Annotated in this window: 24 protein-coding genes; all 24 read left to right on the forward strand. The window is 29.3% G+C overall.

What is annotated here, in order from left to right:
- Positions 1–283 (forward strand): PhzF family phenazine biosynthesis protein (locus N4A48_RS01145; RefSeq protein WP_293663841.1); only part of this gene is annotated, 283 nt, incomplete at its 5' end.
- A gap of 801 nt (positions 284–1,084) precedes the next feature.
- Positions 1,085–1,249 (forward strand): hypothetical protein, encoded by a 165-nt coding sequence (locus N4A48_RS14935; RefSeq protein WP_330665022.1) that lies wholly within the window; start codon positions 1,085–1,087, stop codon positions 1,247–1,249.
- An 11-nt stretch (positions 1,250–1,260) separates the two neighbouring features.
- On the forward strand, positions 1,261–2,289 hold the full coding sequence (gene aroA / locus N4A48_RS01155; protein WP_330665026.1) for a 3-phosphoshikimate 1-carboxyvinyltransferase: 1,029 nt from the start codon (positions 1,261–1,263) through the stop codon (positions 2,287–2,289).
- Positions 2,267–3,367 carry a chorismate synthase gene (gene aroC, locus N4A48_RS01160; RefSeq protein ID WP_293663842.1) on the forward strand — a complete coding sequence of 367 codons (1,101 nt, stop codon included), beginning with the start codon at positions 2,267–2,269 and terminating at the stop codon, positions 3,365–3,367. Before aroA ends, aroC begins: the two co-directional genes overlap by 23 nt.
- Entirely contained in the window at positions 3,355–4,461 is a 1,107-nt protein-coding gene (pheA, locus tag N4A48_RS01165) for a prephenate dehydratase (protein ID WP_293663843.1), read from the forward strand. Before aroC ends, pheA begins: the two co-directional genes overlap by 13 nt.
- Before the next feature lie 18 nt (positions 4,462–4,479).
- Positions 4,480–5,310, forward strand: a complete 831-nt coding sequence (gene aroE / locus N4A48_RS01170; protein WP_293663844.1) for a shikimate dehydrogenase — start codon at positions 4,480–4,482, stop codon at positions 5,308–5,310.
- Positions 5,307–5,804 carry a shikimate kinase gene (locus N4A48_RS01175; RefSeq protein WP_293663845.1) on the forward strand — a complete coding sequence of 166 codons (498 nt, stop codon included), beginning with the start codon at positions 5,307–5,309 and terminating at the stop codon, positions 5,802–5,804. Before aroE ends, N4A48_RS01175 begins: the two co-directional genes overlap by 4 nt.
- A complete protein-coding gene (locus tag N4A48_RS01180) occupies positions 5,795–6,034 on the forward strand; it encodes a type II 3-dehydroquinate dehydratase (RefSeq protein ID WP_330665023.1) in 240 nt (79 codons plus the stop codon). The genes N4A48_RS01175 and N4A48_RS01180 overlap by 10 nt, the downstream gene beginning before the upstream one ends.
- A 33-nt stretch (positions 6,035–6,067) precedes the next feature.
- Positions 6,068–7,159, forward strand: coding sequence for a histidinol-phosphate transaminase (hisC, locus tag N4A48_RS01185; protein ID WP_293663846.1), 1,092 nt, complete (start codon positions 6,068–6,070; stop codon positions 7,157–7,159).
- Positions 7,160–7,399: 240 nt separating this feature from the next.
- A complete protein-coding gene (locus N4A48_RS01190) occupies positions 7,400–7,909 on the forward strand; it encodes a flavin reductase family protein (RefSeq protein WP_293663847.1) in 510 nt (169 codons plus the stop codon).
- A gap of 100 nt (positions 7,910–8,009) precedes the next feature.
- The gene (locus tag N4A48_RS01195) at positions 8,010–9,029 is read left to right on the forward strand and encodes a hypothetical protein (RefSeq protein WP_293663848.1); all 1,020 of its coding nucleotides are present in this window, start codon (positions 8,010–8,012) and stop codon (positions 9,027–9,029) included.
- A 115-nt stretch (positions 9,030–9,144) separates the two neighbouring features.
- Complete coding sequence (locus N4A48_RS01200) at positions 9,145–9,825, forward strand: response regulator transcription factor (protein ID WP_293663849.1); 681 nt, start codon at positions 9,145–9,147, stop codon at positions 9,823–9,825.
- Positions 9,822–11,669: a sensor histidine kinase gene (locus N4A48_RS01205; protein ID WP_293663850.1), complete on the forward strand. Its 1,848-nt coding sequence runs from the start codon at positions 9,822–9,824 to the stop codon at positions 11,667–11,669. The genes N4A48_RS01200 and N4A48_RS01205 overlap by 4 nt, the downstream gene beginning before the upstream one ends.
- Before the next feature lie 470 nt (positions 11,670–12,139).
- The gene (locus tag N4A48_RS01210) at positions 12,140–13,114 is read left to right on the forward strand and encodes an ABC transporter substrate-binding protein (protein ID WP_293663851.1); all 975 of its coding nucleotides are present in this window, start codon (positions 12,140–12,142) and stop codon (positions 13,112–13,114) included.
- A gap of 53 nt (positions 13,115–13,167) precedes the next feature.
- Positions 13,168–14,004: an ABC transporter permease gene (locus N4A48_RS01215; RefSeq protein ID WP_293663852.1), complete on the forward strand. Its 837-nt coding sequence runs from the start codon at positions 13,168–13,170 to the stop codon at positions 14,002–14,004.
- A 13-nt stretch (positions 14,005–14,017) separates the two neighbouring features.
- Positions 14,018–14,767 carry an ABC transporter ATP-binding protein gene (locus N4A48_RS01220; RefSeq protein WP_293663853.1) on the forward strand — a complete coding sequence of 250 codons (750 nt, stop codon included), beginning with the start codon at positions 14,018–14,020 and terminating at the stop codon, positions 14,765–14,767.
- A 94-nt stretch (positions 14,768–14,861) separates the two neighbouring features.
- Complete coding sequence (locus N4A48_RS01225; RefSeq protein ID WP_293663854.1) at positions 14,862–15,863, forward strand: peptidylprolyl isomerase; 1,002 nt, start codon at positions 14,862–14,864, stop codon at positions 15,861–15,863.
- Positions 15,864–15,936: 73 nt separating this feature from the next.
- Positions 15,937–16,809: a methionyl aminopeptidase gene (locus N4A48_RS01230; RefSeq protein WP_293663923.1), complete on the forward strand. Its 873-nt coding sequence runs from the start codon at positions 15,937–15,939 to the stop codon at positions 16,807–16,809.
- Positions 16,810–17,320: 511 nt separating this feature from the next.
- Positions 17,321–18,265: an ABC transporter permease gene (locus tag N4A48_RS01235; RefSeq protein ID WP_293663855.1), complete on the forward strand. Its 945-nt coding sequence runs from the start codon at positions 17,321–17,323 to the stop codon at positions 18,263–18,265.
- A gap of 12 nt (positions 18,266–18,277) precedes the next feature.
- Positions 18,278–19,120 carry an ABC transporter permease gene (locus tag N4A48_RS01240; protein WP_293663856.1) on the forward strand — a complete coding sequence of 281 codons (843 nt, stop codon included), beginning with the start codon at positions 18,278–18,280 and terminating at the stop codon, positions 19,118–19,120.
- Positions 19,121–19,155: 35 nt separating this feature from the next.
- On the forward strand, positions 19,156–20,148 hold the full coding sequence (locus tag N4A48_RS01245) for an ABC transporter ATP-binding protein (RefSeq protein ID WP_293663857.1): 993 nt from the start codon (positions 19,156–19,158) through the stop codon (positions 20,146–20,148).
- The gene (locus N4A48_RS01250; protein WP_293663858.1) at positions 20,145–21,125 is read left to right on the forward strand and encodes an ABC transporter ATP-binding protein; all 981 of its coding nucleotides are present in this window, start codon (positions 20,145–20,147) and stop codon (positions 21,123–21,125) included. Before N4A48_RS01245 ends, N4A48_RS01250 begins: the two co-directional genes overlap by 4 nt.
- A 19-nt stretch (positions 21,126–21,144) precedes the next feature.
- Positions 21,145–22,764: an ABC transporter substrate-binding protein gene (locus tag N4A48_RS01255; RefSeq protein WP_293663859.1), complete on the forward strand. Its 1,620-nt coding sequence runs from the start codon at positions 21,145–21,147 to the stop codon at positions 22,762–22,764.
- A gap of 67 nt (positions 22,765–22,831) precedes the next feature.
- Entirely contained in the window at positions 22,832–24,865 is a 2,034-nt protein-coding gene (locus tag N4A48_RS01260) for a molybdopterin-containing oxidoreductase family protein (RefSeq protein ID WP_293663860.1), read from the forward strand.
- Positions 24,866–24,873: the final 8 nt, after the last annotated feature.

Raw genomic sequence — 24,873 nt, forward strand, 5'->3', positions numbered from 1 at the left:
AACATATAGTGAAAAGTTTAATATACATACAAGAAATATATGCCCTAGAAATGGAATTGAAGATCCAGGGTGTGGAGTAGGAAATTCAGCATTAGGTGCATATTTGTTAAGAAATAAATATTTCAATCAAAAGCATATAAGCTTAAAAGCAGAACAAGGAAATATAGTTAATCTGCCTTGTATCATTGAAATTAGAGCTGATCAAAGAGATGAAAATAATATAAATGTTTCAGTAGGTGGAAAAGGTAAAGTTATGATAAAAGGAGAATTTAGAATTGAATAAATTTAAATATAATCAAATAAGTACAAATAATTAAAATAGGAAACTAATCCCAATTGTATATAAAGGTATTATTTTGTGCTTTTTTGCACTAAAAATAAAAAAATGTAAAATTTATTATATTTGCGTTGACATTTTTCTGAAATTTGATACAATTATGAAAAATAACGAAATTACTATTAATAAAATATTATTTGAAAGGAGGAATTCTAAATGAAAAAACTTGTTGGAAAGGTAAATGTAAATCAATTTAAATTTTATTTTTTTAGCTGGAGCTATTTTTACTTTTATAGCGCTGGATATTTGTTTTACAAAAAAATAAAAAATTATCTTTCTAATGAGAATAAAAAAGTATTATGTATTTGTATATATTAGTAAAAAATATATTGCTCGTAAATGTGTTTTTTATTAATAGATACAGACAAAAAGAAGACTCATTAGATGGGTCTTCTTTTTTATGAAAGTTAAGAATTTAAAATAAAATTATTATGGAGGAATGTGAAATGAAAAAACTTGTTAGAAAGTCAAATGTAAATCAATTTAAATTTTATTTTTTTAGCTGGAGCTATTTTTACTTTTATAGCGCTGGATATTTGTTTTACAAAAAAATAAAAAATTGTTTTTCTAATGAGAATAAAAAAGTATTGCGTATTTGTACATATTGGTAAAAAATACATTGATTATAAATGTGTTTTTTATCAATATGTACAAACATAAAGAAGACTCATTAGATGGGTCTTCTTTTTTTATGAGAATAATGAAGTATTTTGTGTTTGTATATAAAAATTCAAGGAGGTAGTTAATATGGTCATTATTATGAAACCAAAAACACCACAAAGTGAAATTGAAAAAGTTAAAGTTAAAATGGAAAGTTTAGGATGCAAAGTACATGAAGTAATAGGAAGTAATTATACTGTTTTAGGTTTACTTGGAGATACAAGTAAGATTGATCCAACTCATATTCGTTAATAAATGATCAAATTGATTGCAAAGAATCTGGTTCTACATTAAGATTTTTTATACCAATGGCTTGCTTAATTGGAGAAAATATAACTTTTACTGGTAAAGGAAAACTTGTAGAACGGCCTCTTGATACTTACTATGAAATATTCAAAAAACAGGGCATACAATATTTAAATGATAATAAAAAATTACCTTTAACTGTTAATGGAATATTCAAACCAGGAACTTTTGAAATGAAAGGAAATATAAGCTCCCAGTTTATTACTGGTCTTATGTTTGTATTACCAATGCTTAATGGAGACTCTAAAATAGTAATAACAAATCCTCTTGAGTCAAAGGGATATCTTGATTTAACAATTGATGTTTTAGATAAATTTTCTATAAAAATAGAAAATAATAATTATCAAGAGTTTTATATGAAAGGAAATCAAAAATACGAGGTTAATGATTATAGGGTTGAGGGAGATTTTTCTCAAGCAGCCTTTTGGATTGTGGCAGGAATACTAGGAGATAATATTAAATGCATTGATGTGAATGTTAATTCTCTTCAAGGAGATAAAGCCATTTTAGATATAGTAAAAAATATGAGAGCAGATATAACTATAGATAATGAATTTGTTAAAGTTAAAAGATCAAGAACAGAGGGAATAGTAATCGATGCTTCTCAGTGTCCAGATCTTATTCCAATACTTGCAACATTAGGGTCTTTAAGTACTGGAACTACAAAAATAATTAATGCAGCTAGACTTAGGATAAAAGAATCAGATAGATTAAAAGCGATTAGTACAGAGTTGAATAAGTTGGGTGCAGATATTAAAGGATTAGAAGATGGATTATTAATCAATGGAAAAGAACTGTTAAAAGGTGGAACAGTTGATAGTTGGAATGACCATCGTATAGCAATGGCTTTAGCCATTGCTTCAATAAAATGCAATGACCCTGTTATTATACAAAATAGTGATGTTGTAAAAAAATCTTATCCAACATTTTGGAGTGATTTCAAAAACCTAGGAGGAAAAATAGATGAGTGGAACATGGGGGAATAATATAAAATTTTCAATTTTTGGTCAGTCTCATGGAAAAGCTATAGGAATAGTTATAGATGGTCTTCCTGCTGGTATAGAATTAAACTTTAATTATATAAACAATGAGATGCAAAGAAGAGCACCAGGTAAGAATAAATTATCTACAGCAAGAAAAGAAAGTGATGAGTTTGATATATTAAGTGGGTACTTTAACAATAAAACAACAGGAACACCAATATGTACTATTATATATAACACGAATCAACATTCTAAAGATTATGAAGCTATAAAAAATGTTATGAGACCTGGTCATGCCGATTATACGGGATATGTAAAGTACTTAGGTTTTAATGATTATAGAGGGGGAGGACATTTTTCAGGAAGATTAACCGCACCATTAGTATTTGCAGGAGCAATAGCAAAGCAAATTTTAGAAAAAAAAGATGTGATAATTGGAAGTCACATAAAAAGCATAGGGAATATAAATGAAGAATATTTTGATTGGGTAGATTTTGAAGGTGAATTTTTGAAAAAAATAGCAAAAAAAGACTTTCCTGTTATTGATGATGAAATAGGTATAAAAATGAAAGAATTAATTTTAAAAGAAAAAGAAGAAGAGGATTCTGTAGGAGGAATAATAGAAACGGCAATAATAAATTTCCCAGTAGGAGTAGGTTCGCCATTTTTCGATTCAATTGAAAGTAAATTTGCACATATATTATTTTCTATTCCAGCAGTAAAAGGAGTTGAATTTGGAGCAGGATTTGATATCACTAAATTGAAAGGCTCGGAGGCTAATGATGAATTTTTTATAGATGAAGATAAAGTTAAAACCTATACAAATAATAATGGAGGAATACTTGGTGGAATTACAAATGGTATGCCTATTATATTTAGAACGGCACTTAAACCTACTCCTTCAATAGGAAAAGCACAGAAAACAGTTGATATATCCAAAAAAGAAAATATACAAATAAATGTAACGGGACGCCATGATCCATGTATTGTACAAAGAGTAGTTCCAGTTATTGAAGCTGCTTGTGCTCTATCTTTGTTAGACATAGTGATAGAAAGGGAGGGGGTACAATGGATAATTTAAGAAAAGAGATTGATTGTATAGATAAAGAACTTATTAGGTTGTTTGAAAAAAGGATGGAAAAAGTATTAAGTATAGTTAAATATAAATATGAAAATAATCTTCCAATATTGAATATATCCAGAGAAGAACAAGTTTTAAGTAAAAATACTGATCATATAAAAAATGAACTTTTTCAAAAATCAACACATGAGTTTTTAAAAAACATTATGAATATTAGTAGATCAATTCAAGAAGAACAATTCAAAAATTATACTGATAGAAGTGATAAAAATAGATGTATAGTAGGTTTTCAAGGAATTAGGGGATCTTTTAGTGAACAAGCTCTTAAAGAATATTTTGGAGAAAATACTAAAACTAAAAATTTAAATGAATTTGAAGATGTTTTTAAAGCAGTCAAAAATAATGATATAGATTATGGAGTACTTCCTATTGAAAACTCCTCTACTGGGGGAATATCAGAAATATATGATTTATTACGTAAATATGGGCTTTATATAATAGGAGAGAAATGTTTAAAAGTAGATCATAACTTATTAGTAACTAAAGGTACTAAAATAGAAGATATAAAAGAGGTATATTCACATTCTCAAGCGTTTCAACAGAGCAGTGAATTTTTCAAAGCATATCCTCATTGGAGGTTAATTCCTTATACTAATACAGCTATTAGTGCAAAATTTGTTAAGGATAAAAATTCAAAAACCAAAGCTGCTGTATCTAGCAAAAAAGCGGCAGAATTATATGATTTAGATATACTCGAATCTAACATAAATTTTAATCAAAGTAACTATACAAGATTTATCATAATAGGTAAAAATATTGAAGTAAGTAATGATTGTAATAAAATTAGCATATTGTTTTCTATTTCACACAAACCAGGTACTCTTTTTAGTATTTTAAAGTATTTTGCTCAAAACAATTTGAACATGATGAAAATAGAATCAAGGCCTATTATTGATAAATCATGGGAATATTTCTTTTATCTAGATTTTGAAGGATCTTTAAGAGATGAAGTGATAAAAAAAACAATTAAATTAATTGAAAAAGAGAGTATATATTTTAAATTACTTGGAAATTACAAATCAAATAAGATATAAAAAGTTAGGGGGATTTCTTTGAGTAGTTTATATGGGCTTATAGGAGAAAAATTAGGTCATAGTTTTTCTCCTATAATACATTCAATAATATTTAAAGAGTTAAGTATAAATGCGTATTATAACTTATTTGAAGTTAATAATGAACATTTAAAAGATGCAGTATATGGATTAAAAGCATTAAAAGCAAAAGGAGTAAATGTTACTATACCGTATAAGGTTGATATAATGAAATATCTAAATGATGTATCAATAGAATCTAATAAAATAGGAGCAGTAAATACAATATGCTTTAAAGATAATAAAACTATTGGCTATAATACTGATTATTATGGTTTTGGAATAATGCTGAATAAATATAATATTACCATTAAGGGTAAAACTGCCGTAATACTTGGAACGGGAGGAGCTTCAAAGGCTGTAGTTCAATATCTTTTAGATAAAGAAATAAAGGATATTGTATTAGTAAGTAGAGATATTAGTAAAGTGGATGAGAAATTTAAGAATTTTAGATTAATATCATACAATGAAATAAAATCTTTAAAAGAAACAGATATGATAATAAATTGTACACCATGTGGGATGCATCCTAATACAAATATTTCTCTTATTAATAAAGAAGATATGTCAAAATTTAAAGTAGCAGTTGATTTGATATACAATCCTACACAAACCTTATTCTTAAAATATGCAAAAGAATTAGGAGTAGTATCTATAAATGGGCTGTATATGTTGATAGGTCAAGCTGTAAAATCACAAGAATTATGGAATAACATAGAAATTGATAGTGTTATCTATGATAAGATTTATTATAGAATTAATTCAATATTGCAAGGTGGTAAGAATGAATGAAAAAGATAAATAAAAATATAGTCCTTATAGGAATGCCTGGATGTGGAAAAACAAGTATAGGAAATATTTTAGCTGAGAAATTAGGTATGGAGTTTATTGACATAGATAAATATATAGAAGAAAAAGAAGAAAGAAGCATTACAGAGATATTTAATTATGGGGAAGATTATTTTAGAAAAATTGAAAGTAAGGCAGTAAAAGAGGTAAGTGGTAAGCTTTCTACAGTTATATCTACTGGAGGAGGGGTAGTAAAATCATATTCAAATATAGAAATGCTTAATAAAAATGGAATAATAATATTTATCAACAGACCTATAGAAGATATAATCGCTGATGTTGATATAAGTTCACGTCCTTTATTAAAAGAAGGAAAAGAGAAAATTTATAACCTATTTAAACAAAGATATTCCCTTTATAAGAAATACTGTAACTGTGAGATAATCAATGATATAGAATTAAATGAAGTTGTAAATAGAATAATTAAATGTTTATAATAAACCCTGCTGCATACACTCATAATAGTATAGCAATTTATGATGCATTAAAAGCAGTACAAATACCAACTATTGAAGTTCACATAAGTAATATTCATGCAAGAGAAGAATATAGAAGAAAATCTGTAACTGCTCCTATATGTATTGGGCAAATTTGCGGATTTGGAATTTATGGATATGTTATGGCTATGATGGCATTTGTGAATATAAATGATATTATGAATATTTAAATCTATATAATGTAAAAATAAGGAGTTGGAATTATGAGTAAAAATCTATTTAGAAAAGAAGTAGCTTCTATAAAACCTTATATACCTGGGAAGTCTGTAGATGAACTAAAGAAAGAACTAGGCCTTGAGGATATCGAAAAACTTGCATCTAATGAAAATCCGTTAGGACCATCTACAAAGGCCATTGAAGAGATTAAGAAAGAATTAGATAGTATACATATATATCCAGATCCTAACTGTACTAAGTTAAAAGATAAATTATGTGAAAAATACAATCTAAAGCATGAGAATATAGTTGTAGGTAATGGTGGGGAGGAACTTTTAAAGATAATAGCTCAAACTTTTATAAATGAAGGCGACGAGGCTATAATGGCTAAGCCTACATTCGGAAAATATGCAAGTGAAGTTCTTTTTATGGGAGGTGTTGCTCATCAAATAGAGCTTAAAGATTATAAGCATGATTTCGATAAATTTATTCAAAAAGTTAATGATAAAACAAAATTAATTTATATATGCAATCCAAATAATCCAACTGGAAATATAATGACAAAAGATGATATTGATTATTTAGTAAAAAACACTCCAAAAGATGTAGTTTTAGTGTTTGATGAAGCATATTATGAGTATGCTATAAAGAATGATAAGTATCCAGATTCTTTAGAAATACTAAGAAAAAGACCGAACACTATTATACTGAGAACATTCTCAAAAGTCGCAGGAATTGCATCTTTGAGAATTGGATATTTACTTACATCAAGTGAAATAACTAAAGCTATGAATAAAATGAAAATGGTATTTCATGTTAATAGATTAGCTCAAGCTGCAGGAATAGGAGCGTTAAATTATGATGATCATATAAATAAAACTGTAGAACTTAATTATGAGTGTATGAGCAAGATGGAAAAATACTTTGAAGAAAACGATATGGAGTATATAAAATCTAATTCAAACTTTATATTTGTAAATACTGGAGTTGATTCAAAGGTAGTATTTGAAAAATTGCTCAAAAAAGGAATCTTAGTTAGACCAGGATATTTTTGGGAGTTGAAAACCTGGTTAAGAGTTAGTATAGGAACTAAAGAGCAAACTGAAAAATTTATAGATGCATTACAAAAAGTATTATAAGAAAATAAAAGGAATTTTTACTGGTATTCCTGTATTCAAAATTAAGAAAAGAGCCTTAGAGTAAATTCTAAAGGCTCTTTTTTAGTGCATCTATATAAAGAAGTCTAGATTTTTAGAGGAGGAAAAGGTAGAGAAGAATATGATGGAATAGGTACGATTAAAAAATATTTTAAAATATGTTTCTTAGAGTGGTCCATGTGTGGTAAATTTAATATAGATTAAATTTGAGGAGTGATTTTTATGAAGGAAATAAAATACAATGAATTATCTAAAGAAATTTTAGAACAGCTTCAAAAGGGAGCATTTTTAAATGTCAAAGATAATGAAGAAAATGTAAACACAATGACAATAGCTTGGGGAAATATAGGCTTTATGTGGAATAAGCCTGTTTTTACTGCTATGGTAAGATATTCAAGACATACATATGAATTAATAGAAAATGCTAAGGATTTTTCTGTAAGTTTTCCACTAAAAGGTCAGTTAAAAGAAGCATTAAGTATATGTGGAACTAAATCAGGTAGAGATATAGATAAGTTCGAAGAATCTAATATACATGCAGTAGATAGCAAAAATATAAATTCACCTATAATAGAAGAATGTGATCTTCACATTGAATGTAAAATAGTTTACAAACAAGAAATGGATCCTAAATGTATGATTGATAGTGAAATAAAAGAGAAGAAATATTCAAATGATGACTATCATGTATTATATTATGGTGAAATAGTAGGTACTTATATAAAAGAATAATAAAAAAGATACAAAAAAGACACAAGTAGAATATTTGATGAATACATCTCTTTGCTAAAATATAATCACAATAAAAATTAAAACAAAGGGAGAGATTAATATGAATAGAAAATTTAAAAGTGCATTTATGGCGATGGCAATCTTAGTTTTTTCATCATCTATGGGATTTGCTAATCCACAGGGAACTACGAAAAATATTGTAAATATCGAAAAAAACCTAAATACTGTAAATGTAAAAGACTATAATGAAACAGATTTTAAAGATAGTGAATTCTTATCTTGGGATGAGTTTTTAAAAGATATGCAAGATGAATTTAAAGATATTGAAAAGGCAGATTTAGAAAAACTTAAAGCTTTTTATGAAGATGCTATAAAATTAGAAAAGTCTCAGAAATATGAAGAAGCAAATAAAGTATGGGAAAAGTTTGATAAAATATTTTTCAAATATGCAGACCAGATCGAGATATTAACAGCTGATAAGTTCTTGAAAGAAATGGAAGATAGATTTGGAGATATTGAAAAGGCAGATTTAGAAAAACTTAAAAAACTTTATGAAGATGCTGTGGAATTAGAAAAGTCTGAGAAATATGAAGAAGCACTTAAAGTATGGGAAAAGTTTGATAAAATATATTTTAAATATGCAGATAAGGAGATTAAGGTATTATCTGCTGATGAGTACTTAAAACAGATTCAAGAAGACTTTGAAGTTAAAAATATTGAAAAGGCAGACTTAGAAAAACTTAAAGCTTTTTATGAAGATGCTATGAAATTAGAAAAATCTGAGAAATATGAAGAAGCAGTTAAAGTATGGGAAAAGTTTGATAAAGTATTCTTTAAGTATGTAGAAGATTTTGAGTTATTATCAGTAGATGAAATGTTAGATGAATTAAAAAAGGAGATTGGTGATATTGATAAAGCTGATTTAGCTAAGATGGAATCTTTACTTAAAGAAGCTGTTAAATTTGAAGAATCAGAGGAGTTTGATAAAGCAGATAAAATATGGAAAGAATTTGATGAAATTTTAGTAAAGTATTTTGATGAGGGTGACTTTGATGATGTAAACTGGGAAGAATTAGAAGATGAAGATTGGGATGATGAAGACTTTGATTATAAAAAGTAGAAATTAGAGTAAATTATTTAATTAAGAGGAATTCTATATTAGAGTTCCTCTTAATTATGTTTAAATGAAATGCTATAATATATATTAATTAATATTATAGAAATGAGGAAATTATATGAATCATAAGGTGCTTGTCATAGAAGATGAAATTGGAATACGTAAAGTAATAAATGATTTTTTTAAGGCAGAGGGATTTTCTATAGTTGAAGCTTCAGATGGGCAAGAGGGGATAGACAAATTTTCAAAAGATGAATTTGATTTAGTGATACTTGACATTATGATGCCTAAATTAGATGGTTGGGCAGTATGTAGACGCATTCGAAAGAAATCGGATATCCCCATTATAATATTAACAGCACGTGGAGATGAAGATGATGAATTAATGGGGTTTGAACTTAATGCAGATGACTATGTAAAAAAACCATTTAGCCCTGCTATATTAGTAGCTCGAGCTAAGAAACTAATAAGTAAAAAGTATAATGGGAAGAATGAAAATCAAGAACTTATTATAAGAAAAGATATTAAGGTCAACAAACTGTCTAGAGAAGTGTTTATCAATGATGACAAAGTTAATCTCACTCTAAAATGCTTCGATATTTTATGGTACTTAATTTCTAATGAAGGTATTGTATTGAGTAGAGAGAAGATGTTAGAAGAAATTTGGGGGAATGATTATTTTGGTGATACTAGAGTAGTAGATAATCATATAAAGAAATTGCGAAAAGCTATGAATGAAAAATCTTTCTATATTAGAACTATTTTTGGAGTGGGCTATAAATTTGAGGTGAGTGAATGAAAAATAAGATTTTTTATAAGCTCTTTGGTATGACAGTAGGTGTAGTACTTGTCATTTTACTTTTGCAATTTGGATTTCAATGCTTTTTATTAGAAAGCTTCTATTTATTTAATAAGGAGAGATTAGTTTATGAGAATGTTGAATCTCTTATTGCTAAACTAGAGGTTGAAGAAATTTCAGATAACAGGATTGAAGAAATAATCAATATTTTTTCCATAGAGAATGATATACCAATTGGTATATCGAATATTTATGGTTCTATACAATATGGATTAATCAGTGAGTCAAAAGGATCATATTTATTAATAGAAAATGAAAATCGTGAAATTTATGAAATTAGTTTAGATGGTTTTTTAGAAAACAATAATTTTAGTGAAGCATTAAACATGAACGAAAAAATCACTGTTGAGGATTTTTGGTATGAAAAATTAGAAAGTACAATATACCCACAATACATTAAAATAGACGGCAAAGAATTTTATTGTGGATTTAATTATAATCAACAATTAGATGATAGTAACTATGAAGAGGACTTATATTTGGAAAATCTGGGCGATGATTATTATTATGAAGATGATAAAGTCATAGAAGCTAAAATCATTGATGCTAATATATATGAAAATGAATTTCAAGGTATTAGCTATAGAAATGACTTGCTTATTAATGAAATGGTACTAAAATTACAAGAAGGAGAAGGTGTAAAAGAAATATTTGAATCTTCTGAAGGGATTATTTATATTAAATCAGATGTAGATACTGGTACACAGAATATGTTTTTTGTTAGTCCTTTGTATTTAAAAAATAAAAAACCTCTCATTCTATTTGCAACAAGTTCCTTGCAATCAATTAATGAGGCTACAATTATTATGAACAAGTTTTCTATGTTTATTTTGATAGTGGCTATATTTATAGCTATGGTTGCTTCATATATTTTTTCAAAAAGAATAGCAAAGCCACTTTTGCATCTAAATAAAATAACTAAGGATATGTCTCATTTGGACTTTACGGATAAATGTGAGATACATACAAATGATGAGCTGGAGGAATTGGCAGACAATATAAATAATCTATCGAATCGATTAGAAGTAGCTCTTAATGATTTAAGAAATTCAAATTCTAAATTAAAAGAAGATATTGAGCTAAAGGAAAAAATGGAAGAATTCAGAAAGAGATTTATTGCACATTCTTCTCATGAATTGAAGACACCGTTAACTATATTAAAAGGCATTAGTGAAGGTTTGATGAATGGGGTCTATAATCGTGAAGATGATATAAATTACAGGAATATACTTAAAGAAATTGATAATATGAGCCAACTTACTCATGATTTGCTTGAAATATCTAGAATTGAATCTGGAGATTTGCCTTTCAAAGAAGAAATATTCCAACTTTCTGATGTTATATTAAAGGTTTATGACAAGTTGAAACCTCTTATTAAAAATAAAAATTTAGAGGTAGAGTTAGATTTATCTGAAGATTTTATTAGAGCTGATGAAGAAAAAATAGAGAGCGTGATAAGTAATCTTCTGAATAATGCTATACAGTACACGCCTGAGAATGGTAATATATCTATCAGAATTGAGCGTGATTATTCAATACTTAAATTTTCAATAGAGAATACACCAGCTATGATACCAGAAGAAGATATACAAAAAATTTGGGAGCCTTTTTATCGTGTTGAGAAATCTAGAAATAAAGCTTTAGGTGGGACTGGATTAGGTCTACATCTAATAAAAGAAATATTGGAGCGTCATGGATTTGAGTATTATATTAAAAATACACATGAGGGAGTAAAAATAGGTTTTTTTGTAGATCAGTCAGAAATAATAGGTTTGCTGGATTGATTGAAATTGTAAAAATATTATAATTGAAACGCACACTTCTTGTAATTGAAGATGTAGTAGAGATAATAGGTAAATAAAATAGTGAATAAAAAATACATGATAAAAATAGATGTTAATTATTTTAAATTAATATCTATTTTTTTATGCTTAAGGAAATTGTTATATTATGGATAAAATTATTCGATAACTGATAAGTTAAATATAAAAAAATGAATTTCACATAAACAACTAATTATATTATAATTTGATATGACAATATTGTTAAAATTTTTAACAAATATACTTTTATTTTCTATAATTAAGGAGGGGTTTATGTTGAAAAAAAACTTTTTGGGTATTATATTAACTATGATTATTTTATTAACAACTGCGTGCGGCAGTACAAGTCAAAACCAAAGTAATGAAAAAATGTAGAGGAAGAAATACCGACTATATCAGTTTCTTGGGGAAATGAGTTACATACAGGTATAATGAATATACCACTACATAAAACAGAAAATTTTAAAGAGAATGATATATACTTTAATCCTATATCAGAACAGCAATTTGAACTGATGAAAAATGGTAAAAAGTTAGCTTTATTTAACTTTGTACCTACAAAAGGTGGATCAGAAGCTGCTACGTTAATGGGACAAGGTCATTTAGATGCTGCGGTTTGTTCAAATACGGCTATGCTTTCAGCATATGATCAAGGAACAGATGTTAAAATTCTTTGCCCTATACAAACAGATGGTGTTAGTCTTGTTTTTGGTCCAGATAAAGATTTTTATGGTTGGGAAGAAGTTAAAAAATATATACAAAAATCAGATGTACCAGTGAAAATAGGATATCATTCACCTGTAAGTGGTCCTAGAATCGTTCTTGAATCTGTTCTTAAAACTGAAGGATTGAATGTAACTGAAAATCCTAATGACATTGAAGCGGATGTTCTTTTAATTGATTTAAAGGGATCTCAAAATCTTTTACCATCTCTTACAAGTAAACAGGTAGATGCATGGGTAGGACCATCACATTATCCTGAAGCAGCAGAGCATGAAAATCTAGGAAAAATAGTTCTTAATCTTAAAGACTTCCCTCCAAAAGGCAAATGGGAAAATTTCCCTTGCTGTGTTTTCTCAGCAAGAGAAGAAGTTATGTCTAAATATCCTGAAGTATTCGATGCTATGGTTCAACTTATAACAGATGATGCTAAATATTGTATGAAAAATAAAGAAGATGTAGCTGATGTATTATCTAATGTTATAGGAGTTCACGAAGATGTAGTTAAATCATCTACAATAACATATACAACTAATCCTACAGAAAAGTGGATTGATGGAATAAAAGTTTATTATACAGCACTTGATAAAATGGATAAGTTTAACGGAAGATTAAAAAATAAAGATTTTGATGAAGTAAAAGAAAAAGTATTTGAATTTAAATATGCTGAAGAAGCAAATAAATAGAAAATAGAATCTTCTGTCTTAAATGACAGAAGATTTTTTGTGAGGTGAATTTAATGGAAAAAACTATAAGAAGCTTTATTATACAGTCATTAGTACCTATTGCATTTATCATGATATGGAGTACTATGTCGATGTCTATAAACAATCCGGTTATATTACCTGGAGTTGGTAAGGTTTTTTGGAACCTAAAAAATGCTACAGACAATTTCATTGGATTAGGGTCGATACCCAGTAATATATTTGTAAGTCTATTAAGAGTTTTATTAGGGTATAGTGCTGGAGTAATTATAGCAGTACCTTTTGGAATATTGATGGGTTATAAAGGGATATTTAATAAGCTTTTTGATAACTTTATAAACATTTTTAGACCAGTGCCTCCTCTTGCATGGGTTCCTTTGGTTCTTGGATGGTTTGGGGTTTCAAGTCTTTCTAACTTGTTTGGATTAAAACAAGGTACAATGTATGTTTACTTAAATAATTTTAAGTTATCTATGATATTTATAATAGCCTTGGGAACTTTTTTCCCAGTATTAACAAGTGTTATTTTTGGAGTTAAGAATGTTAAGCAAACTCTTATAGACTCCGCAAAGGTTCTTGGAGCTAGCGAAAAAGATATTTTTTTAAAAACACTAATACCTGGTGCTGCACCAACTATGGTAAATGGATTGAGAACAGGTCTTGGAATTGCATGGGCTTGCCTTGTTTCAGCAGAAATGCTTCCAGGAAGTCTTTCGGGAGTAGGATATTTAATTACTCATTCTTATGAGCTTGCAAGAACAGATCTTGTAATCACAGGTATAATATGTATTGGATTTGTAGGTGCAGGATTAGACTGGATTTTTAGAAAATTAGAAAAAAAATATTTTTCTTGGGAGAGAAAAGCTAGATAAAGGAGAGATATAGTTGAATACTTGTATAAAAATTGATCGTGTTGAAAAAATTTTTAAATCTCAAGAAGGATTTGATATTAAAGCACTTGATACTATAAATATGGATGTTAATGAAAATGATTTTATATGTATTGTTGGACCATCAGGATGTGGCAAATCTACATTATTAAGATTAATTTCTGGATTAGAAAATGCAAGTAGTGGAGATATTTATTATTATAATCAAAAGCTTACAAAACCTACAAAGGATATCGGTATGGTATTTCAAAATTATTCATTACTACCGTGGCGAACTGTTTTAGATAATATAGGATTAGGCCTAGAATTTGAAGGAAAACCCAAAAAAGAAAGAGAAGAACTATCTAGACACTTTTTAGATATTATAGGAATGGCAGAATTTGAAAAAGCTTATCCGTATGAATTATCGGGAGGTATGCAGCAAAGAGTTGCAATAGCTAGAGCATTAGTTAATAATCCTAAAGTTCTTCTTATGGATGAACCTTTTGGAGCACTTGATGCATATACTAGAATTCTACTTCAGAGAGAACTCTTAAAGATATGGGAGCTTAATAAGAAAACTATTTTATTTGTTACTCATAGTGTAGATGAAGCAGTTTATTTATCAGATAAAATAGTTGTTATGTCGAATAAACCCGGACAAATTAAAGAAATAATAGAAGTCAATATGCAGCGTCCAAGAGATAGAGCTAATCCGTTATATGGTAAATTGACTGAAAAGTTACTTAATATGCTGGAAGAATAAAATTAAAGTGTAAAAACTAAAATCCTTTATGTTAATTGTAAATATATCACAAAAAGTGATATAATATCCTTAAAAAAGTGAGAGGATGTTATATATGAAAAAAATAATAGCAGCACTACTTATGGCTTTAATGGTGTTCTCTATTACAGGATTTACTTATAAAGAATCAAAGGATGTAGTGGCAAAGGTTAATAATAAAGAGATAACTGTTAGTGAATATGAAAAGAATTTGGCTATGTACAAAAAGAATTTTGAAGCTATATATGGACCTGATATATGGAATGTAGAAATTGAAAAAGGAAAAACTGTAATAGAAGTTATAAAAGAGCAAGTTCTTGATAATATGATTAAGGATGAATTGATTTATCAGTCAGCTCAAAAGGAAAATATAAATGTAGAGGATAAAGCTGTAGAAGAGGAATTTAAACAGTTTAAAACGCAACTTGAATTAAATCAAGAATTTAAGAAGTATTTAAAAGAAAATAATATAGACGATAAATTCTTAAAGAATCAACTTAAAAAAAATATATTAATATCTAAATACAAAGAAAGTTATATATTATCTTTAAAATTAAATGATGAGAAACTAAAAGTGTACTACGAAAAAAATAAAGATCAATACAAAAGAGAAGAGGCAAAAGCTTCTCATATATTATTTAAAAGTGTTGACGATAATATGAAGCCTATATCTGAGCAAGATAAAAAAATAGCAAAGAAAAAAGCAGAGGATGTATTAGTAAGAGCTAAGAATGGAGAAGACTTTGCATCTTTAGCTAAAGCATATTCTGAGGATACTATTTCTGGAAGTAACGGAGGAAATCTTGGATACTTTGGAAAAGGTGTTATGGTTCCAGAGTTTGAAAAGGCAACTTTTGAACTTAAAGCTGGAGAAATATCTGATTTAGTAGAAACTAAATTTGGATACCATATAATAAAGGTTATGGATAGATTAGGTGAAATTAGACCTTTTGAAGAAGTTAAGGATCAAATAAAGGTTACTATAGAAACAAACTCATACCAAGGAAAAATGTATCAGCTTCAAAAAAATAATAAGATAGAAAAATTTAAAACTAATATTAAAGAGATAAAAAAGTAAATAAAAATCAAAATGGTAAATGTGATTTATAAATAGTTTTATTGAGGGGGAGATTATTAAGCGAAGAGGGGGGATAAGCTTGAATAGAAATGATAAATGTTGGTGTGGTAGTGGACTAAAATATAAAAAGTGTCATATTGATTTTGATGAAAAATTAAAAAATTTAAAGCGACAAGGATATAGAGTTCCAACAAAAAAGATGATTAAGAGCAAAGAGCAAATTGAAGGAATAAGAAAAAGTGCTAAAATTAATAATGGTCTTTTAGATGCAATAAATAAGAATATTAGAGCGGGAATGAGTACGGAAGAAATAAATATGATAGCTCATGAGTACACAGTATCTCGTGGAGGAACACCGGCAGATCTTAATTATAATGGTTTTCCAAAGAGTATTTGTACATCAGTTAACAATGAGGTGTGTCATGGCATACCTAGTAAAGATACAATTCTTAAAGAGGGAGACATTATAAATGTTGATGCTACAACTATGCTCAATGGATACTACTCAGATGCATCAAGAATGTTTCAAATTGGTAATGTGAGTGATGAAGCTAGAAAGCTTGTTGATGTAACCAAAGAGTGTTTATATAAAGGCATAGATGAAATCAAACCGTGTAAAACTTGTTTAGGTGATATAGGAGCTGTAATTCAAGAACATGCAGAAAGTAATGGATACTCTGTAGTTAGGGAGTTTGGAGGGCATGGAGTTGGAATTAGTATTCATGAAGAACCTTTTGTATATCATTTTGGAAAACGAGGTACAGGTATACTGTTAGTACCAGGTATGGTATTTACTATTGAACCTATGATAAATGCTGGAAGCCATAAGATATTTATAGATAAAAAGAATGGGTGGACAGCACTTACAGCTGATGGGTCACTCTCAGCACAATGGGAGCATACACTTCTTGTAACTGAAGATGGAGTAGAGATAATAGCTAAATAAAACGATGGATTAAAAAGAGATGTTAATTATTTTAGATTAACATCTCTTTTTGAATTAAAAAAAATAATGATTATTTTTAATTTCTATAATAAGGATATTTTACATAAAAAGTTTTTATTGGACAATTTGACCAAAATATACTAAATTCTATAGTGAGCGACAAAATTTTAGATAAAATACCATATTATCTTACTTACTAAGCCATCATAAAATCTTATAATATACTTTTTAGGCATATGAAAAAAATAAGTAACTCAGGTTACGAAGTAGTTTTGATTATTTTCTAGGCACTCAATCACGAGTATACTAACTGTATGTAAGCGATTGAGTAACGACGAAAAGAATCAAAAGGACGAGTAAGATGACTAGTTTATTTTTGAGTATGACTTAATCCTAAAGCTAAGAGCTCTTGTATGTACCCTCTTAAGGCTATAAACAAGAACTCTACAGCTTCTGGATTAGATCACTTATGCAACTATTTAGTTACACTTTATGTTAGGAGGAATATATATTGTTTAACTATATTATAAAAAGATTAATATCTTTAATTCCTGTAGTTATAATAGTATCGATTATTGCATTTTTAATTACACATATAATGCCAGGAGATCCTGTGCGAGTAATACTGGGGAATTTTGCAACAAAAGAGCAAGTTATGCAATTAAATAGCGAGTTAGGACTTGATAAACCATTACACACTCAATTTGTATTATGGCTTTCTAATATAGTTAAAGGGAATCTTGGAAAATCGTTGTTTTTAAATGTTCCAGTAACTGAAGCTATATTAAGTAGAATAGAGCCTACATTTTTACTTGCTATAATAGGACAATTAATAGGATTATTTATTGGAATTCCAATGGGAGTAATTGCAGCGGTTAAACATAGAAGTTGGGTTGACCAAACTGCAATAGGGGTTTCTTTGGCAGGAGTATCAATTCCAAGTTTTTGGCTTTCATTAATGCTTATGTTAGTCTTTAGTGTGAAATTGAGATGGTTTCCTGTATGTGGATATAGACCTATAGCAGAAGTAGGATTTGGAGTAATAAAATATCTAATATTACCTGGAATAACTTTAGGGTTTATGCAAAGTGGATTAATTGCTAGAATGACGAGAAGTGCTATGCTGGATGTTTTAAGACAAGATTATATTAGAACAGCTAGAAACAAAGGTCTTCGTGAGAAAATTGTTATTGTAAGACATGCTCTAAAAAATGCGTTAATTCCTGTTGTTACAGTAATTGGGTTTAGCTTAGCAGTTTTACTTGGAGGTACATGGATTGTTGAAACTGTATTTAATATTCCAGGTGTTGGTTCTTTAGCAATAAATGCAATTATGAAACGTGATTATCCTATTATTCAGGGGTGTATGATATTTATAGCAATTATATATATATTAGTTAATTTACTTGTTGACATCAGTTATGCTTTCTTAAATCCAAAAGTTAAATATAAATAGGGAGGAAGCAGTATGGAAAATATAAAGCAATCTATAGAAGAAATGAAAAGACATCCATATATAGTAGTAGGAGGTATACTAGTAGTTTTAGCATTATTATTAGCTTTACTAGCACCATTAATTACAAAATTTGATCCATTAGAAATAGATGCTAAGAATAGACTTTTGTCACCATCACTTATTCATCCAATGGGTACTGACGAATTTGGTAGGGATGTTATGAGTAGAGTACTATATGGAGCAAGAATTTCTCTTCAAGTAGGTATATCGGTTGTATTACTAACTACTGTCATAGGTAGTATTGTAGGTGTTATAGCTGGGTATTATCCAAAAGCTGATAACTTGATAATGAGAATACTGGATGGATTTATGGTTTTTCCAGGAATTATTATAGCTATTTGCTTAGCAGCTATATGGGGGGCAGGTAAGTTAAATATTATTTTAGCCTTGTCTTTTGCATACTTTCCTCCAATGGCTAGGATAGTACGAAGTTGTGTAATAACAGTAAAGGAATGGGAGTGTGTTGAATCTGCAAAAGCAGTAGGTGCTAAGAATACATATATAATTTTAAAATATATATTATCAAATTCACTATCGCCAATAATTGTACAGGCTACATTTAGTTTTGCTGTAGCTATACTAGATGAAGCTGCACTTAGTTTTTTAGGAGTAGGTATTGCTCCTCCTAACCCTAGTTGGGGTGGAATGATTACTGAGGCGAGGTCTTTCATGGCTGTTGCACCGTGGACTATGATTTTTCCAGGAATTGCAATTGTATTAACTGTTTTAGGGTTAAATCTTTTAGGGGATGGATTAAGAGATTTATTAGACCCTCGCTTGCAAGAAGAATGTTAGATTATTATATAACAAGTTAAGAAAAGAGGGATTAAATGGAAGAAAGATTACTTGAAGTTAAAAACCTTAAAACATGTTTTTATACAAGAGATGGAATAGTTCGTGCTGTAGATAATGTGAATTTTCATATAAATAAAGGAGAATCAGTAGCGATAGTTGGAGAGTCAGGAAGTGGTAAGAGTATAACTGCTTTTAGTATTATGAATTCGATAAATGCTCCAGGGAAAATAGAATCGGGTGAAATAATGTTTAAAAATCATGACTTGTTAAAAAAATCAGAGAAAAAAATGCGAGAAATTAGAGGCAATGGAATCTCAATGATATTTCAAGAACCAATGACTGCTCTTAATCCAGTATATACTGTAGGCAGACAAATCAGTGAGGCTCTTGAAATTCATCAAGGATTAAGTAAAAAAGAAGGTATTAAAAAAGCTATAGAACTTTTAAAGCTTGTTGGTATACCTCTTCCCCAAAAACGTGTTAATGAATATCCTCATCAAATGTCTGGAGGTATGAGACAGCGTGTGATGATTGCTATGGCACTATCTTGCAGTCCTAGACTCTTAATAGCAGATGAGCCTACAACAGCACTTGATGTAACTATTCAGGCACAGATACTTGAAATAATGAAAGACTTAAAAAAGAAAATGGGTATGTCAATTCTTATGATTACTCATGATCTGGGTGTTGTTGCAGAGATGAGTGATAGAGTTATTGTTATGTACTCAGGAAAAATTGTTGAAATAGCTGATGTTAAGGATTTATTTAAAAACCCAAGACATCCTTATACTCAAGGATTATTATCTTCAATGCCAAGTCTTGCTAAAACAGAAGAAAGGCTCAATATAATTAAAGGCTCTATTCCCAAACCTACAGAGTTACCTACTGGTTGCAGATTCAGTCCAAGATGTGAATTTGCCAGAGAAGTATGTGAAAAAATTGAACCTCCTCTTATAAGTGGTAAGGATAATAGATGCTTAAGCTGCTGGATAGGAAGTAAGGAGTACACAAGAGAGGTAATAGCATGATAAATAAAGAGTGTGACGATATTATTCTAAAGGTTAACAACTTACATAAGTACTTTCCAATTAAAGAAGGAATTTTTTCTCGAGTAGTCAACCATGTAAAAGCAATCGACGGAGTTAGCTTTGAAGTAAAGCGTGGAGAAACATTAGGAATTGTTGGAGAATCAGGTTGTGGAAAGTCAACAACTGGTAGAGCTATTTTAAGGTTACTTGAAGCAACTAAAGGAGAAGTCATTTTTAACGGAAAAAATATTTATGATATTTCTAGTGATGATTTAAGAAAATTAAGAAAAGAGATGCAGATTGTTTTCCAAGATCCGTTTGCATCCTTGAACCCAAGAATGAAGGTTGGGGAATTAATAGAAGAACCTTTAAAGCTTCATGGAATTGGAACTAAAGAAGAGAGAATTAATAAGGTTAATAAAATTATTAGTGTTGTAGGTCTTAATGAATATCACTTAAAAAAATATCCGCATGAGTTCTCAGGGGGTCAGAGACAGAGAATATGTATCGCTAGAGCTTTAATATTAAACCCTAAATTTATAATATGCGATGAACCAGTCTCAGCACTGGATGTATCTATTCAAAGTCAGATAATTAACCTTTTAAAAGATCTTCAAAAAGAGTTTGACTTAACTTATATGTTTATTTCTCATGATCTTTCAGTAGTAAAGCATATAAGCGATAGAGTAGGGGTTATGTATCTTGGTAAGATGGTAGAGCTTGCACCAGTAGATGAGATTTTTAATAATCCAAAACATCCATACACTAAGGCTTTATTATCAGCTATACCAATTCCTGATCCTGAAGTTAAAAGAGATAAAATAATACTTAAAGGAGATGTACCAAACCCTATAAATGTGCCAAAAGGGTGCAGATTTCATACTAGATGTCCTTATAAGATGGATATTTGTGCTATAGAGGAACCAAAATTTAATGATTGTGGAAATGGACATTTTGCATCATGTCATTTTAAATAAAAATTAAGGAGGAGTACTGATGAAAAAATTATCTAAATTATTAGTTTGTACTTTAGTAATTACTATGCTGTGTGCAATGTTAAGTGCATGTTCAAGTAATGAAGTAAGTGAAGAACCAAAAAATGAAAAAGAAACTACTGAGGATAGTCGCTATGGAGGAACAATAGTAGTGGCTCAAAAAATGACACCACCACATTTAGATAGCGATAAATCAACAGACTGGGCTATTTCATCAATAATGAATCATGTATATGAAGGACTATTTGAGTTTGATAAAAACTTTGAAGCTCAGCCTCATTTAGCAAAAGGTTATGAAATTACAGATGGTGGTAAAACATATAATGTAAAATTAAGAGAAAAAGTATTATTCCATAATGGAAAAGAAATGACATCAGAAGATGTAATTGCATCATTTAATAGATGGGTTAAAAATAATGATGCAGGAAATATGATTGCTCCATATTTTGATAAAGCTGAAATAGTTGGACCTTATGAAATTAATTTTAAATTTAAAGAAAATTATGCTCCTTTTATAAACATTTTAGCTTCACACGTTTCTAATCAAAAGATGGTAGTAAGACCTAAAGAAGTTATAGAAAAATTTGGTGATGATATAATCACAGAGCATATTGGTACTGGCCCATATAAATTTGTTAAATGGACTCCAGATCAACAAGTTGAATTAGCTAAATTTGAAGAATATGCACCAAGTGAGCTACCATCTTCTATGCTTGCTGGAGAAAGAAAGGCTTATGCAGATAATATAGTTATACAATTTGTTAAAGAACAAGCAGTTAGAGTTGCAGGAGTACAAACTGGTGAATTCCAATTTGCAGAAGAAGCTCCACAAGATCAATATGATATGTTTGAAAGTAATCCAGATATAAATACAGTTATAGTTAAGCCTGATGGAATGGAAATGCTTATAATAAATGAGGGAATAGCTCCTTTTGATAATATAAATGCTAGAAAAGCTTTAGTTCATGCTATTGATATGAAAGAGCAAGGGAGAGGCATGATTGGTGATGAAAGATTTTGGGATTTAGAAGGGTGCTTATATCCTAAAGGAAATATATGGTATGATGAGGATTCTGGAAAAGGAATATACAATGATTATGATCTAGAAAAATCTAAAGAGCTACTTAAAAAGGCTGGATACGATGGAACTCCTATTGTTATAGTAAGTGGTCAAGATGATAAAGTTGAAAAGCAAGGAGCAATAACACTAAAGAATCAATTAGAAAAGGCTGGATTTAAAGTAGAGCTTCAACTATTTGATAGACCAACTGTAGTTGAGAAGCGTTCAAAGAAGGAAGGATGGAATCTACATTTATCATACTTCTATAAATCTGTACCAGATCCTCAAGTACATGAAGCTTGGACAGGAACAAATGCATGGATTTCAAACTGGGATGATGAAGATTCACATGAAATGGATGAAGTTTTTGCAAGAATGAAAAAAGAAACTGATTTCGAGAAAAGACATGAAATAGTAAAAGAGTTCTATAATAAAGCGTGGGATACTGTTCCATATATAAATATGCTGGATTACAGTAGATTACACATTACAAACAAAGAACTTAAAGGATATACTAATGGATGCCAGCCATTCTTCTGGAATACATGGTTAGAAAAATAATAAATAATACTTTTAAGGGAATCGTAAATATTTGCGATTCCTTTAAGTGTATAAAGGAGATGTAACGATGAGTGAAACAATAACTACATATTGTCGTATGTGTTTGGATGAGTGCTGTATAGATGTTAATGTGAATGATGGAAAAATTACTGATATTAAAGGTAATAAAGATCATCCTTGGAGTGAAGGAAGAATATGTGTAAAAGGAAAAGCTGCAAAAGATTGGATATATTCACAAGATAGAATAAAAAAACCACTTAAAAAAACTTCTAATGGATGGGAAGAAATATCGCTTGAGAGGGCAATTGATGAAATAGCAGAAAAAATGAATAAATTAAAAGAGAAATATGGTGCTCAAAGTATGAGTGTTTGGAAGGGAGAAGCTACAGGATTTGCTCAACAAGAAGAATACGTAAGAAGATTTTGTCATGCCTTTGGTACTCCTAATTATTTTTCATGTGATTCAATATGCTTTTCCTCTGTATATATGGCATATTGCTTAGTTGAAGGTACTAGACCAACACCAGATTTTGAAAATTCAAAGTATATTGTTATATGGGGTATCAATCCTACATACACTCATATTAATATGGCAGCTAGAATAAAAAAAGCAAGAGAAAATGGTGCTAAGCTTGTTGTTATAGATCCTAGAAAGACTATAACTGCATCTAGTGCAGATCTGCATGTTCAAATAAAACCTGGAACTGATGGTGCACTTGCCTTAGGTATAATAAATTTAATAATACAAAATAATTGGTATGATAAAGATTTTGTTCATAAATATACTAAAGGATTTGATAAACTAAAAAATTATGCCCAAAAGTTTACTCCTGATTATGTAAAAGAGGAAACTGGAGTACTTGAGGATATTTTATATAGTATTGCTAGAGACTTTTATCTTAACTCACCAAGCTCATTAAATCATTCAGGAAACGGAATTGAGCATCATGAAAATGGAGTTAACAATACAAGGTTAATTGCATGTATAGGAGCACTTTGCGGTTGTATAGACAAAATGGGTGGCGAACTTCTGATGAGAGGAATGGGGTCTAGAGCACTAACTTTATATGATGAAATTCCTTTAGAAGATATTAAGCCTATTGGAGCAGATGAATATCCGCTTCTTTATAAATATAGGAAGGAATGCAACTCTATGCTTGCAGTAGAAACAATTTTAAGTGGAAATCCTTACGATATTAAGGGAATGATAGTTACTGCTTCAAACCCAGTTCTTACAAATCCTAACTCTAATAAAGTAAAGAAGGCTTTAGAAAAATTAGAACTTCTAGTAGTAAGAGATTTATTTATGACACAAACAGCAAAGCTTGCAGATTATATACTACCAGCAGCATCTTTTCTTGAAAGGTCTGAACTTGTACTACATTCAACTATAAAAAGGGTGGGTCTTAGAAAAAGAATATTAAGGTATGAAGACTGCCAAGATGAATATGAATTTTTAGAAAGCTTATCTAAAAAACTTGGAATTAAAGAATATTTCTCATGGGATAATGAAGATGATGTAAATAAATGGATTCTTAAAGGAACTACAGTGTCTTATGATGAACTTAATGAGTCAAAGCTTGGTATTAAGTATGGAGAGATTGAGTATAAAAAATACGAAGAAGAACCATTTAATACTCCTTCAGGAAAAATAGAGTTTGTATCTGAACAGTTAAAGGATCTTGGCTATAGTGAACTTCCTGAATATAAATCACCTTCATATAATGATTTATCATATAAAGATTATCCATATGTATTAATCACTGGTGCAAGAAAGTTCTATCACGTTCAATCAAGAAAAGATACTATGCCTGATTATTTAAAAGAAAAAATAGTTTCTGAAGTTGAAATTCATCCAAAAGATGCAGAAATCCTAAAGCTTAAAGATAAAGATTTTATAAGAGTTACTAGTAGAATAGGTAGTATAGAAATGCCAGTAAAAATTGTTGCACAAACTGATATATTGCCTGGTGTTATACAAATTACTCATGGATGGGACAGTTCAAATGCTAACTTAATCACTGATGATTTAACGAATGACAATCTTAGCGGATTCCCAAATTTAAGATCTTTAGCTGTTAATATAGAGAAAGTAGATTAAAGAAAAAA

The sequence above is a fragment of the Tepidibacter sp. genome (assembly GCF_025210165.1).
In the GTDB taxonomy this organism is placed as follows: domain Bacteria; phylum Bacillota; class Clostridia; order Peptostreptococcales; family Peptostreptococcaceae; genus Tepidibacter_A.